Raw genomic sequence first — 16,649 nt, 5'->3', positions numbered from 1 at the left:
ATAGACATAATATTGCAGGTGCATATGGTTACTATAACGGTGAACATGCATTTGCATTAGGTATTTCAGGATTAAATGAAACAGGGAATTTAGTGTATAAAGCTTCAGGATCATTAAATACTAAAGGTCATGTTGCATTAGGAGCTGGATTTGGATATCAATTTGATAAATTAGAATCAAGAAGAAAAGATATGTTAACACTTCAAAGAAATGGAAATATCAATTTACTTGATGAAAAAGTTTATGAACTTGACCAAGAAGTTACAACATTAAAAGATAAAGTTAATAATCTTGAAAAAGCTAATAAAGAATTAAATGAAAAACTAGATAAATTAATAGAAAAGTTCATGAAATAAGTAAAAGCCCTAAAAAATTAGGGCTTTTCTCATATATAAATATATTAAAACTTGTAATATTAGAAAAATATATACAAGTTTAAATTTAAGTTTTTTCGTTTTATGTCTAAATGTTTCCATACCAATAACAGAACCAAAAGGGCCTATTAATCCAAGTAAAAGTAAAGTTTTTTCAGGTATTCTACCACTGTTTTTAATAGCAAAAAATTTATCTAAACCATAAATAATAAAACTTACTAAGTTAATTAATATTATTACTATTTCCATTATCTATAAGTCTCGTAAAATTCTTTTTCAGCTATTCTATAAACTTCGCTATTATCTAATGGAGTTACTAGGAAATCTCCATCTTTAACTACCATTTTTTCTCCCCATGGAGCTAATATGTATATTTCTTTAGAACTAGTTTCTAGTTTAACTTGTAATGCTTTTACTTTTCCTAATGGTTTATATAAAGACCAAGTTTCATCAATATTTTCTTTTAATTCATATCTTGCATTGAATTTTTTAGCAGTTAAAATATACATTTCTCCAGCACCAGTAAGATTTTTAACTACAAAATCTCCTTCTTTTGCTGTATTTTGTGTTTCTTTACCATCTGCAGTAATAGTTAATATAACTTCACCTACTACAGCTTTTCTTGCATGTACTTCTTTGTATTTTTCATATACTTTTACATTATCAAAATTTAAATTTGATAATAGGAATTTTTGATCTAAAGCTCCATCGTTATTTGTGAAAGCTAAAAATGAGAATGTGAATAAAACAATTGTAAATAATTTTTTCATTAATCTGCCCTTTCAAATGTAATATATATAATTTTATCAAAAGCATGCTTTAACTTCAATTTATGATATATTTCATTTTTAAGTAAGTATTCAAGCAGCTATTCTTTTTTTTGCTTTTTCGTGTTAAAATATATTAAAAATAAAAGGAAGAAGGACATGTATGAAAGTATACTTAGATAACGCTGCAACAACAAGAATTTTAGATAATTTTAAAGATGAACTTTTAGAAATATATACTAATACTTTTGCTAATGCTTCATCAACTCATAGTTTAGGTAAAAAATCTAGATATAATCTAGAAAAAGCTAGAGATATATTAGCAAAAGACTTAAATGTTTTATCTAAAAATATATTTTTTACATCAGGAGCTACAGAAGCAAATAATATGATAATTAAGGGTGTAGCCCTTAAGAAAGGAAAAGGACATATTATTACTTCTTCTATAGAGCACCCTAGTGTATTAAATGTATGTGGATACTTAGAAGAAAAAGGATTTAGTGTAAGCTATGTTAAACCAAATAAAGAAGGATTAGTTGAAACTGAAAGCATACTTAAAGAAGTAAGAGAAGATACAATACTAGTATCACTTATGGCTGTTAATAATGAAACAGGAGTAAGGATGCCTATAGAAGAAGTAGGGAATGTACTAAAAGGTAAAAATATTTTCTTCCACAGTGACATGACACAAATAATACTTAGAGAAAAACTAGACTTATCTAGTTTCAATATAGATGGAATATCAGCTTCTTTCCATAAATTACATGCTGCTAAAGGATGTGGTTTTGCATATATTAATCCTAAATTTAGTTTAGAAAAATATATGCATGGAGGACATCAAGAAAAAAATAGAAGAGCAGGAACTGAAAATTTACATTCTATACTTTTTTCAGCTAAGGTATATGAATATCTAGCAAATCATTTAGAAGAAAATCTTAAACATATACAAGATTTAAGAACATATTTAGAAGAAAAAATAGCTAAATTTAATGGAAATGTTGTAATTAATAATACTAAACATACTATACCACATATTGTTAATATACAAATTAAAGGTAAAGATATAGAATACATGTTACCATTACTTGATATGAATGGTATATATGTTTCAGGTGGATCAGCATGCCAAAGTGGAGCGATGAAGCCATCAAATGTACTAATGGATCAAGGATTAACTGAAGAAGAAGCTAAAGCTTCTATTAGATTAAGCCTTTCATTACAAAATACTAAAGAAGAAATAGACTATTTTATAGAGGTATTAGAAAGAATAATATAGGAAGGAGGCAACATGTTAAGAAGAATACATAGTGAATACTCTTTACTTGAAGGAGTAGGAAGTATAGATGAATATATAAACAAGGCTAAAGAATTAGATGTTAAAACATTAGCAATAACTGACTTTAGCATGTTTGCAGCCCTTAAATTCTATAACTCATGCAAAAAAAATGGTATTAAACCAATAATAGGTATAGAAATATACTTAAAAGGTATAATTGATGAAGAAAACCTTTATTCTTTAACTTTACTTGCTAAAAATGAACAAGGAGTTAGAGATATTTACATGTTATCAACAATAAGTTATGAAAGAAGTGAGTATGATAAAAATTTCATACTAATGGAAGACTTACAAAAACATAGTGAAAATATATATATATTATCTGGTGGAGTAAATTCAGAACTTGTTGCAAATATATTAAAGAATGACTATAACAAATCAAAAAAGGTATTAGAAAATTTACTTGAAAAAATAGAAGTAATACTTGAAATACCTGCATTTACTATGCATGATTATCAAAGATTAATGTTTGATAAATTAATAGAAGAATTAAATGTTAAAAATGTAGAAGTAAATGAAATGTATTATGTAGATAAAAAAGATAAAATATTACAAAAAATCTTTGCTGCAATTAAAGAAAATAGAACTTTAAAAACAGTACAAAATGATAAAAAACAAGATGGATTACATTTCTTAGAAGATAGAAAACCATCTAATGATTTAGAAAAATTAATAGAAAATATAGATATAGTTTTAGATGAAAAAAATGTTGAATTTCCATTAATTAAAATTCCAGATGGATTAAATGAGAGAGAATATATATTACAAATATTAGAGAAAAACAAAAAAATTAAATATCCTAATATTACTAAAGAGATACAAGATAGAATAGATTATGAATTAAATGTAATAGATAAAATGGGATATATAAAATACTTTTTAATAGTACAAGACTTCATAAAATATGCTAAAGAAAATGATATATTTGTAGGTCCTGGAAGGGGATCTGCTGCAGGATCAATAATTTCATACCTATTAGGTATTACAGAACTTGACCCTATAAAATATGGACTAATCTTTGAAAGATTCTTAAATCCAGAAAGAATATCTATGCCAGATATAGATGTGGATATAGAACAAGAAAGAAGAATGGATCTTATTGAATATATTAAACAAACATATGGAAGTAGAAATGTAAGTCAAATCATTACTTTTTCTACTTTTAAACCAACTCTTGCGCTTAAAGATTTAGCTAGAGTTTTTGAAATACCAGAAAAAAATATCAGAAAATTACTAGATGAATCTAAAGAACTATCTTTAGATGGATTAGAAGATAATAGAGAAATGGTAAAAACTTTAATAGAATATGCTAAAAGAATAGAAGGAAAACTTAAAAATAGTTCAACTCATGCAGCTGGAGTAATAATTACAAAAGAGGATATGAGGGAGAATTTACCACTTAGTTATGATAGTTATACTAAAGATTATCAAATACAGTTTGAAGCTAGTATTTTAGAATCACTAGGATATCTTAAAATGGATGTTCTTGGTTTAAAAAATCTAAACGTAATAAAAACTGTAGTTAAGAAAATAGGAAAAGATATGGATATATATAATCTTCCTGAATGTAAGGAAGCCTATGAGCTTTTAAATACAGGAAGCACTATGGGTATATTCCAATGTGAATCAAGAGGAATAACACAACTTGCTATGAATTTAAAAATACATTCATTAGAAGATATAGCCTTGCTTCTTGCCCTATATAGACCAGGACCTTTAGAAAGTGGATTAATTCCTAATTTAATAGCAACTAAGAATAATAAGAATATTAAGGTTAAATATATAGACCCTTTTTTAGAAGAAATATTAGCACCTACATATGGAGTTCTTGTTTATCAAGAGCAAGTAATGCAAATAGCTCAAAAAATATCAGGTTATTCACTTGCTAAAGCTGATGAATTAAGAAAAGCTATAGGTAAGAAAAATGCTGAATTATTAAAACAAAACAGAAAAACATTTATAGAAAATGCGACTATATCTAAAGATAGAGCTGAAAAAATATATGATTTAATAGAGAATTTTGGTAATTATGGATTTAATAAGGCCCATGCAATAAGTTATGCAAATATTACTTATCAAACAGCATATTTAAAGGCTAAATATCCAAGAGAATTCTTCGCTAGTCTATTAACTACTGAATTAAAAGTAGAGAAAAAACTAGTAAACAGTTATGCTGAAATGCTTAAGAGAAATATAGAAATGTATCCTCCTAGTATTAATGAGTCTACAGAAGTATTTGAAGTACAAGAAAATGGTATTAGAATACCTTTAAGTGCTTTAAAGGAAATGTCGGAAAAAACTGCTAAGGATGTAGTAGAAGAAAGACAAAAAAGTGGTAAGTTTAAAGATTTCCTTGACTTTATACAAAGATGTAGATTCCTTAATAAGAGTAATCTTGAAGGATTAATATACTCAGGAGCATTTGATGAATTTAATATAGAAAGAAAAAAACTAATAGTAAACTTACAAGACGCTATAAAATGGGCTGATAAAAAAATAAAAGCAGATACAGATATTTACTCATCCCTATTTCTAAACATGAGTATGGAAGTAAAGGAATATGAATGGGTAGAAACTGGAGAATATAGTATAGATGAGATAATAAAACTTGAAAAAGAATATATTAAACTTAGTATGAAGAATACTCAAATACTAAAAAATGAATTAGTGTACAATATATTTACAAGTAGTGACTACACTATAGGATATATAGAAACAGAAAATAATAGGGTTACTAAGAAAAATGAATTAATGAGTATAGTAAATATATTTAGTATGGATGGAAGTAAAGAATATTTAATCTTCCCTAAAGAATATACCAAAGTTGCTAAAATAATAGAAAAAGGTAATATAGTTTGTTTTAAATCAACAAGTTTAGATAATAACAGACATAATATTGTGGATGCCTTTGCAATAAATGACTTTTCAAGATATAATATTAGTATTAAGATAGATGAAAATTTTGAGTTTAAAGATGAAATTAAAAAATATATATTAGAAAGCAAAGGTGAAGACACTCTTAATATATATTTTGGAGAAAATAAACAAAAAAATGTAAGACATATTACCTTAGATAGAGAATTTGTAGAAAAAATGGTAGAGTTTTTAGGTAAGAACAATGTTAGATTACAAATAAAAACTTGAATAAAAGATATGCAATTGATATAATAAGGTATAAGTAAAAATAGGAGGAATAATATGAATAATTTTGGTAGAATAGAAATATCTCCAAGTGTAATTACTGATATAGTATTAGAAAGTGTTACAGAAGTGGATGGAGTAATAGGTATTTCAGATAAAACAAGCAAAGTAGAAGGTATAAATATTCTTAAAAACCTAACTAAATTAGGGAATGTTAAATTCATTGATGTAGAATTAGGAGAAACTGAATGTGTTATAGATCTTGGAATAGTTATAGCTTTTGGTAAAAATATAGTAGAAGTTGTTAAAAACTTCCAAGAAGTTGTAAAAGTAAATGTAGAAAAATTAACTGGCATAAGAGTAAATGAAGTAAACGTTAAAGTAACTAATATAGTGAAAGAAGTAATGAAGGAGGAAGAAAATGTTTAGATTTTTAGCAAGCTTAATTAAAATTGTATTCTTCTTAATGTTACCATTATTAGGATATATGACAATTTCAGATACATTCTTTTATACAACATATTTTGATGAATTAGTTCCATATTTAGGATATTTAAAATTTGCGGGATTTGTTGCAATAGGATATTTAGTAATATTACTATTATCATTAATTGAAAAACTATTTAAAAAACCAAAAATAATTAAATCTCAAGGTAAAAACGGAAAAGTAGAAGTAGACTTAAACACTATTAATGAAATTTCTAAAGTATTCTTAGAACAAAAACAATTAATAAGAACAGCTAAAGTTACTTCACATTCATATTTTTCAAAAATATTAATCAACGCTAGTGTTGAAACATATAACATTGAAAACTTAAACGATAGATTATCAGCTATTCAAAATGAATTAAAAGAATATGTAGTACTTATGACTGGAGTAGTAGTTAAAGATGTAAGTCTAAAAATTACTAAGATAAATCAAGAAAAAATCTTTGATACAGTTACAGTAGAAGATGTTACTTTAAATAAATTAAGTGATGAAGAAATAGTTGAAACAACACCTGAATTTTAAGAACGGAGATAGTAATGACTCAAAGAGAAGTAAGAGATGAAATTTTTAAAATATTATTCGAACACGAAGTTGTTGGATCAGATATATCTGTGAGAAAAAATGAAGTGTTAGAAACTTTAAAAATAAGTAAAGCAAAAAGAGAATTTTTAGAAAACTATTTAGATAACTTCATTTTAAATGAAAAAGAAGTAGTTGAAAAAATAAAAGAAAGAATTAAAGGATGGACTTTTTCAAGACTTGCAAATCCAGAAAAAGTAATACTTAAAATGGCTTTTTTTGAAATATTAGTTGAAGAAATAGGACATGAAATAGTTATCAATGAAGCTGTTGAATTAGCTAAAACATATGGTGATGAAACAACTAAAAATTTCATAAATGGAATTTTAGGAGATTTAATTAAAAGTATAGAAAAATAGAGAAACTGCACTTAGGTGCAGTTTTAACTTAGAAGGAGAATTAATGAAAGTTATAGTTGTAGGTAATGGTAAAGTAGGTAATTCACTAGTAAGACAACTACAATCAGAAGGCCATGATATTACAGTAATTGATAAGAAAATGGCTAGACTTGAAGAATTAAATAATAACTCAGATGTACTATGTTTAAATGGAGATGGGATAGATGAAAAAGTATTATTAGAAGCAGGTATACAAACAGCAGATCTAGTAATAGCTGTAACATCTAGTGACGAATTTAATATAGTATGCTGTATGTTATCAAAAAGATTAGGTGCTAAAAGTGTAGTAGCTAGAATTAGAGGTAAAGAATATGCTAAACAAGGAAGCTTCATTAGAAGAAACTTGAATATAGACTATGCAATTAACCCTGAACTTAGAACAGCTAAAGAAATAGCTAATCAATTTAAATTTATAGGTGATTTTAAAATAGAATCAGTTTCAAAAGGATTAGTTGATATATTATCATTTAAACTTGAAGAAGGAAACAAGCTTATTGACTTAAAATTATCAGAAATTTATACAAATTATGCTATTAAAATGTTAGTTTGTGCGGTAGAAAGAGAAAATGAGGTATTTGTACCTAGTGGTAATTTTAAACTTGCAAAAGGAGATATGTTACATATAATAGCAGGTAATAAAGAAATACCTAAGATAGTAAATATAGTAGATAATAAATGTGAAGATATTACAAGCAGTGTAGTTATAGTTGGAGGAGGTAAAATCTCATATTATCTATGCCAAGAATTAATTAAAATGGGACTAGATATTAAGATTATTGATTCTAATCTACAAGTTTGTGAAGAAATGGCAGAATTACTTCCGCAAGCTACAATAATTTATGGAGATGGAACTAACCAAACATTACTTGAAGAAGAAGGGATAATTAATACAGATGCCTTCGTTTCATTAACAGGTAATGATGAAATAAATATAATATTATCACTTTATGCTAAAACTAAAAAAATCAAAAAGATAATAACTAAAGTAAATCAAGGAACTTATTCTGAATTAATTAAAGAATTAGGTTTAAATAATGTATTTACTCCTCGTGATGTAATTACAGGAAATATATTAACTTATGTTAGATCTATAGAAAATGGTGTACAAATATCAGCAGATGCAGTACATAGATTAGCTTCAAATAAGGTTGAAGCATTAGAATTTAAAGTAAATGAAACATTTACACATACTGGAATTACTTTAAAAGATTTAAAACTTGCAAGTGGGATAATAGTAGCTGGAGTAGTAAGAAAAGGACAATTTATAGTTGCAGATGGTAACTTATCATTAGAACAAAATGATTCGGTAATAATAATAGCGGTTAAAAAGAGAATAAGCAATTTAAATGACATTTTAGGTGGTTAAATATGAATAAAAGATTTATGTTAAATATCATATCTAAAATAGTTATGATAGAAGGTTTATTATTATTACTTCCTGCCTTAGTAGGTTTTTTCTATAAAGAAAAAGATGCATATATCTTCTTATTCTTATCTTTAATAGTATCAGCAATTACATTTTTATTAACAAAGATAAAGCCTAAAGATAATAAGTTCTATACTAAGGAAAGTTTACTTATCATTTCATTTATATGGATACTTTGGTCTTTAGTTGGTGCAATACCCTTCTATATTGGAGGTTATACTCCTAAGTTTATAGATGCATTCTTTGAAACTGTATCAGGATTTACAACTACAGGTTCAACTATACTTACAAATATAGAAGTATTATCAAAGTCTATGCTATTTTGGAGATCTTTCACTCACTGGATAGGTGGTATGGGAGTGCTAGTATTCGTACTTGCCGTTATACCTTTAACAGATGGTGGAGCTATGCATTTATTAAGAGCAGAAGTTCCTGGGCCTACAGTAGGTAAATTAGTTCCAAAAGCTAAAAAGACAGCTATGATACTATATGGAATATATTTTATGTTAACTGTAATAGAAGTAATATTCTTAATGTTTGGTAAGATGAGTTTTTATGAAGCTATGCTTCATGCTTTCTCAACTGCAGGAACTGGAGGATTCTCTACAAGAAATGCTTCAGTTGCAGCATTTAATAGCCCATATATAGAATATGTAATATCTATATTCATGCTATTATTTGGTATTAACTTTAATATCTATTTCTATATGTTAATTAGAAACTTTAAATATGTATTCAAAAATGAAGAATTAAGATACTATTTAGGAATTATTGCTTTTGCAGTAATTACTATAACAATAAATATTAGAAACCATTTTGATACTATAGAACAAGCATTTAGAGCATCACTATTCCAAGTAAGTGCAATTATCACTACTACGGGATTTGTTACTCAAGATTTCAATTTATGGCCAAGTTATAGTAAGATATTATTAATATTAATTATGGTAATGGGTGCTTGTGCTGGATCTACTGGTGGAGGAATAAAGGTATCAAGGGTATTAATATTATTAAAAGAAATAAGACTTTCAATTAGAAAATTAATACATCCAAGAATAGTTAATTTAGTTAACATTGACGGTAAAAAAATCGAATTAGATGTAAGACACGGTACATTAATTTTCACAGTACTATATTGTCTAATCTGCGTGATTTCAATAACTTTAGTTTCATTAAATAACTTTGATTTTGAAACTACAGTAACAGCAGTACTAACAACTCTAGGAAATACAGGACCAGGACTAGGTGCTGTAGGACCTGTAGAAAACTTTGCTAAGTTTTCATCATTTTCAAAAATAATATTAAGTATAGATATGTTAGTTGGAAGATTAGAAATACTACCAGTAGTATTCTTATTCTCACCTAGCATATGGAAAAGCATAAGATAAAATTAGGGATTACTTAGCTAATCCCTTTATTATTTATCAAATAAATATTTCTAAAAACCAACATATATTTTACAAAAAGGCTAAAATGAGGTATAATGATTCATTAATAAGAAAAAATAAGGAGAAAAATGACAGAAAAAGAAAAAATGTTATCTGGTATGCTATATAATCCAGGGGACAAAGAATTAGCAAACGATAGAAGAAGAGCAAGAACATTATGCCATAGATATAATAATGAGGAACCATACAGTGAAAATAGGGCAAATATTATGAAAGAAATTATACCTAGTTCACCAGAAGGATTTACAATTAAAGGAGATTTTTATTGTGATTATGGATATAATATTAGTATAGGTAATAATGTATATATTAATTACAACGCAATAATATTAGATTGTGCAAAAGTAGTTATAGGAGATAATGTATTAATAGGACCAAATTTAAATATATATACAGCAGGACATCCAAGTAATATAGAAACTAGAAAAAGTGGTCATGAATTTGCAAAACCAATCACTATTGAAGAAGATGTTTGGATAGGAGGAAATGTAACCATACTACCAGGTGTTAAAATAGGTAAAGGTTCAATAATTGGAGCTGGATCTGTGGTTAATAAAGATATCCCAGAAAAAGTTACTGCTGCAGGTAATCCATGTAGGATTATCAAACACTTAAAATAGGAGGAGTTTTATGGAGAAATTATCAAAAAAAGATTTTAGGCACATGAGTGTTATGATATTTGGATTATTCTTTGGTGCAGGAAACTTAATATTTCCACCATTTTTAGGAAAAGAAGCAGGAACAAATTCTTTAATATCTTTATTCTTCTTTTCATTTACAGCAATAATATTTCCAGTATTAGGGATAATAGCAGTATCAAAATTTGATGGAATTAAGAAACTATCTAATATGGTAGGCCCTTTATTTGCATTAATATTTACAACAGCTATATATATTACTATAGGGCCTGGACTTGCTATACCAAGAAATGCAACAGTTTCTTTTGAAATAGCGATGACTCCCTTTATAACTAACGTGCAATATATGATATATTTTAGAATAGCATATACACTAATATTTTTTGGAGTAGTTTATTACTTATCAATGAAACCTAGTAAATTAGTTACAACTTTAGGTAAAATACTTACACCTACACTATTAATCTTAATAGTAGTTATGTTTATAGGGGTAGTTATTAATCCATTTAACCCATCTATGCCTGTTGGAGATTATGTTACAGGACCTGCGGTAAAAGGGTTTTTAGAAGGATATAACACTATGGATACATTAGGAGCTTTAAACTACGGAATAGTTATTGCCTTTACTATCAGAAATTTAGGAATTAAAGATGAAAAAAATGTTACTGAAATTACTATGAAAACGGGTACAGTTTCATCTATTATCCTTTTAATAGTTTATGGAATGTTAACATATATAGGTGCAGCTACAGCTAATTTATTTCCCAATACAAAAACAGGAGCAGAAATATTAGTTAATGTAGTTAAAATGAATTATGGTATATTTGGAAGTTTAATTTTAGGAGGAATATTTATCATAGCATGCCTTTCAGTTGCTATAGGGCTAACTACATCAATAAGTCAATATTTCAATGAAATTTATCCTAAAATATCATATAGATCTTGGGTTATCCTTTATACAGTAGTTTCATTCATACTTGCAATATTTGGATTAGAAAATATATTAAAATATTCTATACCAATACTATTATCAATATATCCAGTTTCGTTAGTATTAATATTATTAGGACTATTTTCTGAATATTTTGGTAATTCAAAAATGGTATTTAAATCTACAATATATGTAACTGCAATATTTAGTATAGGTATGGTATTAAATGGATTAATAAATAATGTCTTAGATCCAGTGTTTAATTTATTACCATTTAATGGTGTTAGTTTAGGTTGGGTACTTCCAAGTATGCTAGCATTTGTAATATCAGTAATATTACATAAGGTTAAGAAAAATGGATAATATTAAAGAACTACTATACTCAAAACAAGACTTAAAATACAGGGAATTTAGTGCCAAATTAATACCTACAGTTGATAAGTCTAGAATAATAGGAGTAAGAGTACCAGAATTAAGAAAACTTGCTAAAACTATAGAGAATATAGAAGAATATTTAAATGTTTTGCCTCATGAATATATGGAAGAGTATCATATTCATATGTATTTATTAGACAAGGAAAAAGAAATAGATAAGTTAATAGAAAAAACAGAAAAAGTATTACCATATATAGATAATTGGGCAACTTGTGATATAGGGATGGGGAAAATTTCAAAAAAACATCCTGAAAAAGTAGAGAAAAAGATTTATGAATGGTTAAATTCAAGTCATACATATACAGTAAGATTTGCAATAGTAACTTTAATAACTAACTTTATTAAAGAAAACTTTAAGGAAGAACACCTAGAAAAATTATCAAAAATACAAACAGAAGAATACTATATCAACATAGCTATAGCTTGGTATTTTTGTGAGTGTTACACTAAACATGAAAAAGAAGTATTAAAATATATAGAAGAAAATAGAATTATTAATCCTTGGATACATAATAAGTCTATACAAAAGATAAGAGAAAGTTTAAAAGTTGAAAAAGATAAAAAAGAGTATATAAATACTCTAAAAAGAAGCTCTAACCAATAAGAGAACATGTACCTCCAAACTTTTCACATTTTTGTGTCTAGTTTATTGGTACATGTTCTTAGAGTTCCTCTCTTAATTTCTCTTTTTATTGTTTTTGTACATTTAGCTAAGATATCAGCTATATTTTTTATGCTCTTTAGTGGGATTAGAAACATATTTAGTTAAATCCTTTATTTTAGCTTGTTTTAGTAGATGTGATATTATTACTCTATCTGCATAATTCAAATGTTTATATTTAGCTTTTTTATTATTTTCTAAATTTATGTTATTATTAGTCATGGGTATACAGTTCCTTTCAATGAATTTAGTCGTTTATGATTGTACGGTATATCCACTTTTTTTCAACTCATATTTTGGACACTTACTATTTTAATTTAGGAATAAAGGGTTAAAGTCAATTATTACTAGTCCTTGTATACATTTTATGATATAATTAAAAGAAAAAAGGAGTAAAAATATGTCTACACCTTTAATGAAACAATATACTGAAATAAAAGAACAATACAAAGAATACATACTATTTTTTAGATTAGGAGATTTTTATGAAATGTTTTTTGAAGATGCAGAAACAGCTTCAAGAGTATTAGGGCTAACTCTTACATCTAGAAATAAGGAAAAAGGAATGGTAGTACCTCTTGCAGGTATACCTTATCATTCTGCTAAGCCATATATAGCTAAACTAGTTAACGCAGGATACAAGGTAGCAATATGTGAGCAAACAGAAGATCCTAAACAAGCTAAAGGTATAGTAAAAAGAGAAGTAATACAAATTATTACTTCTGGAACTATGCAAGATGTTGATTTTATTGACTCAAAATCAAATAATTATTTAGCTTGTATTGCTCATAGTAATCAAAGTTATGCCATATCATATTTAGATATTACTACTGGAGAATTTAAGGTATTAGAATGTGATGAGGATAATTTAATTAGTGAGATATATAAGATAGAGCCAAGTGAAATATTACTTACACATAGTTTACAAGAAAAATTATCAGGAATAATTGATAAATTAGATATCAATATTTCTAATATTACTAGAGTTAATGATGCAGAAAAATTTTTAAAAGACTATTTTAATATAGTATCATTAGATAGCTATGGAATATTTGGTAAAAAGGCTATGATAGATGCATGTGCTTGTATCTTAGATTATGTTTTAGCTATGCAATTTAATAGTGAGTTAACTATAAGAAAGATAGAAGTAATTAATAAATCAGAAGTAGTAGAAATTTCATCATCTACACTTAGAAATTTAGAAGTAGTAAAAAATCAAAGAGATAAATCTGTTTATGGATCACTATTATGGGTACTTGATAAATGTAAATCATCTACAGGATCTAGAAAACTTAAGCAGTTACTTCAAAATCCTTTACTTGATTTAGATGAGATAAATAGAAGATATGATGATATAGAATATCTATCAAAAGAAATCATTAAAAGAGAAGAAATTAGAAATTTACTTGATAATGTATATGATATAGAAAGACTAATAGGTAAGGTAATATTTTCTAATGAGAATGGTAAAGATTTAAATGCTTTAAAAAATACTATTTATTCAAGTTTTAAGATTAGAGATTTATGGCCAGAAAAATTTGAAAGTGTAGATTTTAATGCACTTAAAGATATATATACTAAGATAGATAATATCTTACTTGAAGATGCACCATTTTCAGTAAGAGAAGGTAATATGATTAAAAAAGGGGTTAGTGCAGAACTTGATGAATTAAGAGATATCATGAATAATGGTACGAGCATATTACTTGAAATAGAGGCAAGAGAAAGAGAAAAAACAGGAATAAAAAACTTAAAGATTAAGTATAACAACGTATTTGGGTATTTTATAGAAGTTTCTAAATCTAACTTAAATATGGTTCCTGAAACATATATTAGAAAACAAACTTTATCTAATGCAGAAAGATTCATAACTGAAGAAATCAAGAGTTATGAAGATAAGATAATTAATTCTAAGGCTAAAATTACAGAACTTGAATACAATATTTTTAAAAGTCTAAGCTCATATATTAAAGAGTTTAAAAATGTATTCATAGAACTATCAAATATATTAGCCTATGTAGATATATTAATATCATTTACTATCACAGCATTAGAGAATAACTATGTAAGACCTACATTTACAGAAGATAGTTATGAGATTAAAGATGCAAGACATCCTGTAGTTGAAAAATTAATAGGAGATAATACATTTATTGCAAACAATGTATATTTTGATGAAAAAAATAGATTTATCATACTTACAGGGCCTAATATGTCAGGTAAGTCTACATATATGAAACAAATAGCTTTAATAAGCATTATGGCTCAAATAGGTTCATTTGTCCCTGCAAGTAGTGCAAGATTAAATGTTGTTGATAAAGTACTTACAAGAATAGGGGCAAGTGATGATATACTTTCAGGACAGTCTACATTCATGGTTGAAATGAGTGAAGTTGCAAGTATAGTAAACTCTGCAACACCTAATTCTTTAATTATACTTGATGAAGTTGGAAGAGGTACATCAACTTATGATGGACTAGCGATTGCAAGCTCTATATCTAAATATATAGTTGAAAATATTAATGCAAAATCAATATTTGCTACACATTATCATGAATTAACTGAACTTGAAAATGAGTATGAAACTATTAAGAATTATAGAATAGAAGTTGAAGAAAAAAATGGTAAAGTTAATTTCTTAAGAACTATAGTTAAAGGTGGAGCAGATAGATCTTATGGTATAGAAGTTGCAAAACTAGCAGGACTACCTAAGTCTATAATCAGAGAATCAACTAAATTACTTAAATCTTTTGAAGTTGAAAAACAAAATGGACAATTATCTCTATTTGATAATTTTGAATATGAAAATTATGATAAAATAGAAAAATTAGAGGAAACTATAGATACTTTAAATGATAAATTAGATAAATTAAGAAATATTGATATTAATAATATGACACCACTTAATGCATTGAATTTATTAATGCAATTAAAAGAAGAAATAGATAAATAGTAGGAGTGTATTTATGAGTAGAAAAGATGATCACTTAAAGTTTGCACTAAAAGATTTTAAAGATAATAACAGTCTAGATATGTATAAATTAGAATATATTTCTATACCTTCTTTTGGTTTAGAAGAAATAGATACAAGTACTAATATAGGGAATGTGGATTTTGAATTTCCATTTTTTATTAATGCCATTACAGGAGGAAGTGAAAAAGGAGATAAGATAAATAAGGATTTAGAATATGTAGCCAAGAAAACAGGAATATTTCTATTTCCAGGATCATATTCACCATTTTTAAAGAATAAAGAGAATAATTATCCTAAAAATAGAGGTGTTAACTTAGGTTTAGATAAACCTGTAGAAAGTCATCTAACTGCTGTAACTAAGACTAATGCTAAATTATTACAAGTTCATGTTAATATGATACAAGAAATGCTTATGCCAGAAGGAGATAGAAATTTTGAAAATTGGGAATCAAATTTAAAAGATATTTTAGCAAATATTTCTATACCTGTAATATTAAAAGAAACAGGTTTTGGTATGGGAAGAGAAACTTTTATTAAGGCAAAAGAACTAGGAATAAAAATATTAGATATAAGTGGGAAGGGTGGAACAGATTTTGCTAGAATAGAAAATAGCAGAAGAAAAGTTTCGAAAAAATACTATGAAGAAGTAGGTTACACTACTGCAGAAAGCCTTGAAATAGCTAAGGAATTTAAAGATGATTTTGAAATTCTTGCTAGTGGTGGAATTAGAAATCCACTTGATGTTGTAAAAGCTTTAGCTTTAGGAGCTAATGCAGTAGGAGTATCAAGAGCATTTTTAGAAGTATTGGAAATGGAAGGGAAAAACTCATTAATTGAAACAATTAATGTCTGGAAAAAGGATGTTAAAAATTTAATGTTACTTACTGGATCAAGAAATATACAAGAATTAAGAGGGAAAATAAGAAGGGGCTGTTCCGAAATAAACAGCTCTAAATAACCAAAAAAGCCAGCAAAAAACTGGCTTTTTTTGATACTAAAAACACTCATGAACATTGATAAAATCAACATTTTATGGTGTAATTAGTTATGC

At 26.6% G+C, this 16,649-nt stretch carries 16 protein-coding genes; 13 read left to right on the top strand and 3 right to left on the bottom strand.

What is annotated here, in order from left to right:
• A partial coding sequence (locus tag GM111_RS07315; RefSeq protein WP_197034528.1) for a YadA-like family protein occupies positions 1-356 on the top strand: 356 nt, incomplete at its 5' end.
• Positions 357-365: 9 nt separating this feature from the next.
• On the opposite strand, the gene GM111_RS07310 is transcribed toward GM111_RS07315, so the two are convergent.
• Together GM111_RS07310 and GM111_RS07305 are read right to left on the bottom strand one after the other, a co-directional pair.
• Positions 366-623, bottom strand: a complete 258-nt coding sequence (locus GM111_RS07310; protein ID WP_156300450.1) for a DUF1294 domain-containing protein — start codon at positions 621-623, stop codon at positions 366-368.
• Entirely contained in the window at positions 623-1,144 is a 522-nt protein-coding gene (locus tag GM111_RS07305; RefSeq protein ID WP_156300449.1) for a hypothetical protein, read from the bottom strand. The genes GM111_RS07310 and GM111_RS07305 overlap by 1 nt, the downstream gene beginning before the upstream one ends.
• Positions 1,145-1,304: 160 nt before the next feature.
• Here GM111_RS07305 and GM111_RS07300 point away from each other — a divergent pair, with 160 nt between their 5' ends.
• From GM111_RS07300 to GM111_RS07255, 10 genes are all read left to right on the top strand, one after another.
• On the top strand, positions 1,305-2,417 hold the full coding sequence (locus tag GM111_RS07300) for a cysteine desulfurase family protein (RefSeq protein ID WP_156300448.1): 1,113 nt from the start codon (positions 1,305-1,307) through the stop codon (positions 2,415-2,417).
• A 12-nt stretch (positions 2,418-2,429) separates the two neighbouring features.
• A complete protein-coding gene (locus tag GM111_RS07295; protein ID WP_156300447.1) occupies positions 2,430-5,621 on the top strand; it encodes a DNA polymerase III subunit alpha in 3,192 nt (1,063 codons plus the stop codon).
• A 54-nt stretch (positions 5,622-5,675) separates the two neighbouring features.
• Positions 5,676-6,047, top strand: coding sequence for an Asp23/Gls24 family envelope stress response protein (locus GM111_RS07290; RefSeq protein WP_156300446.1), 372 nt, complete (start codon positions 5,676-5,678; stop codon positions 6,045-6,047).
• Positions 6,040-6,630, top strand: a complete 591-nt coding sequence (locus GM111_RS07285) for an Asp23/Gls24 family envelope stress response protein (protein ID WP_156300445.1) — start codon at positions 6,040-6,042, stop codon at positions 6,628-6,630. The genes GM111_RS07290 and GM111_RS07285 overlap by 8 nt, the downstream gene beginning before the upstream one ends.
• 14 nt (positions 6,631-6,644) lie before the next feature.
• The gene (gene nusB, locus GM111_RS07280; RefSeq protein ID WP_156300444.1) at positions 6,645-7,046 is read left to right on the top strand and encodes a transcription antitermination factor NusB; all 402 of its coding nucleotides are present in this window, start codon (positions 6,645-6,647) and stop codon (positions 7,044-7,046) included.
• A 43-nt stretch (positions 7,047-7,089) separates the two neighbouring features.
• On the top strand, positions 7,090-8,451 hold the full coding sequence (trkA, locus tag GM111_RS07275) for a Trk system potassium transporter TrkA (RefSeq protein WP_156300443.1): 1,362 nt from the start codon (positions 7,090-7,092) through the stop codon (positions 8,449-8,451).
• A gap of 2 nt (positions 8,452-8,453) precedes the next feature.
• Positions 8,454-9,899 (top strand): TrkH family potassium uptake protein, encoded by a 1,446-nt coding sequence (locus GM111_RS07270; RefSeq protein ID WP_156300442.1) that lies wholly within the window; start codon positions 8,454-8,456, stop codon positions 9,897-9,899.
• A gap of 128 nt (positions 9,900-10,027) precedes the next feature.
• Positions 10,028-10,579: a sugar O-acetyltransferase gene (locus tag GM111_RS07265; RefSeq protein ID WP_156300441.1), complete on the top strand. Its 552-nt coding sequence runs from the start codon at positions 10,028-10,030 to the stop codon at positions 10,577-10,579.
• A 10-nt stretch (positions 10,580-10,589) separates the two neighbouring features.
• Entirely contained in the window at positions 10,590-11,891 is a 1,302-nt protein-coding gene (gene brnQ / locus GM111_RS07260) for a branched-chain amino acid transport system II carrier protein (RefSeq protein ID WP_156300440.1), read from the top strand.
• Positions 11,884-12,567, top strand: a complete 684-nt coding sequence (locus tag GM111_RS07255; protein WP_156300439.1) for a DNA alkylation repair protein — start codon at positions 11,884-11,886, stop codon at positions 12,565-12,567. The genes brnQ and GM111_RS07255 overlap by 8 nt, the downstream gene beginning before the upstream one ends.
• Positions 12,568-12,681: 114 nt before the next feature.
• Here GM111_RS07255 and GM111_RS07250 read toward each other — a convergent pair whose 3' ends face one another.
• Entirely contained in the window at positions 12,682-12,846 is a 165-nt protein-coding gene (locus tag GM111_RS07250) for a hypothetical protein (RefSeq protein WP_156300438.1), read from the bottom strand.
• 178 nt (positions 12,847-13,024) lie between these two features.
• Between GM111_RS07250 and mutS the strand changes: the two genes are divergently transcribed.
• Both mutS and fni read left to right on the top strand, forming a co-directional pair.
• Positions 13,025-15,577 (top strand): DNA mismatch repair protein MutS, encoded by a 2,553-nt coding sequence (gene mutS, locus GM111_RS07245; protein WP_156300437.1) that lies wholly within the window; start codon positions 13,025-13,027, stop codon positions 15,575-15,577.
• 13 nt (positions 15,578-15,590) lie between these two features.
• A complete protein-coding gene (fni, locus tag GM111_RS07240; protein WP_156300436.1) occupies positions 15,591-16,556 on the top strand; it encodes a type 2 isopentenyl-diphosphate Delta-isomerase in 966 nt (321 codons plus the stop codon).
• Positions 16,557-16,649 lie beyond the last annotated feature (93 nt).

Origin of the sequence: Streptobacillus canis (assembly GCF_009733925.1) — a bacterium.
Lineage (GTDB): Bacteria > Fusobacteriota > Fusobacteriia > Fusobacteriales > Leptotrichiaceae > Streptobacillus > Streptobacillus canis.
The sequence above is the reverse complement of the archived record's forward strand: the minus strand, read 5'-3'. Positions and strand labels throughout refer to the sequence as shown.

What these genes read in the sequence shown, in the direction of transcription:
- GM111_RS07255 (WP_156300439.1), top strand. Translation starts at nt 11,884, where the DNA reads ATGGATAATATTAAAGAACTACTATACTCAAAACAAGACTTAAAATAC.
- mutS (WP_156300437.1), top strand. Translation starts at nt 13,025, where the DNA reads ATGTCTACACCTTTAATGAAACAATATACTGAAATAAAAGAACAATAC.
- GM111_RS07250 (WP_156300438.1), bottom strand. Translation starts at nt 12,846, where the DNA reads ATGACTAATAATAACATAAATTTAGAAAATAATAAAAAAGCTAAATAT.
- fni (WP_156300436.1), top strand. Translation starts at nt 15,591, where the DNA reads ATGAGTAGAAAAGATGATCACTTAAAGTTTGCACTAAAAGATTTTAAA.
- GM111_RS07305 (WP_156300449.1), bottom strand. Translation starts at nt 1,144, where the DNA reads ATGAAAAAATTATTTACAATTGTTTTATTCACATTCTCATTTTTAGCT.
- GM111_RS07270 (WP_156300442.1), top strand. Translation starts at nt 8,454, where the DNA reads ATGAATAAAAGATTTATGTTAAATATCATATCTAAAATAGTTATGATA.
- GM111_RS07310 (WP_156300450.1), bottom strand. Translation starts at nt 623, where the DNA reads ATGGAAATAGTAATAATATTAATTAACTTAGTAAGTTTTATTATTTAT.
- GM111_RS07290 (WP_156300446.1), top strand. Translation starts at nt 5,676, where the DNA reads ATGAATAATTTTGGTAGAATAGAAATATCTCCAAGTGTAATTACTGAT.
- nusB (WP_156300444.1), top strand. Translation starts at nt 6,645, where the DNA reads ATGACTCAAAGAGAAGTAAGAGATGAAATTTTTAAAATATTATTCGAA.
- GM111_RS07285 (WP_156300445.1), top strand. Translation starts at nt 6,040, where the DNA reads ATGTTTAGATTTTTAGCAAGCTTAATTAAAATTGTATTCTTCTTAATG.
- brnQ (WP_156300440.1), top strand. Translation starts at nt 10,590, where the DNA reads ATGGAGAAATTATCAAAAAAAGATTTTAGGCACATGAGTGTTATGATA.
- GM111_RS07265 (WP_156300441.1), top strand. Translation starts at nt 10,028, where the DNA reads ATGACAGAAAAAGAAAAAATGTTATCTGGTATGCTATATAATCCAGGG.
- GM111_RS07295 (WP_156300447.1), top strand. Translation starts at nt 2,430, where the DNA reads ATGTTAAGAAGAATACATAGTGAATACTCTTTACTTGAAGGAGTAGGA.
- trkA (WP_156300443.1), top strand. Translation starts at nt 7,090, where the DNA reads ATGAAAGTTATAGTTGTAGGTAATGGTAAAGTAGGTAATTCACTAGTA.
- GM111_RS07300 (WP_156300448.1), top strand. Translation starts at nt 1,305, where the DNA reads ATGAAAGTATACTTAGATAACGCTGCAACAACAAGAATTTTAGATAAT.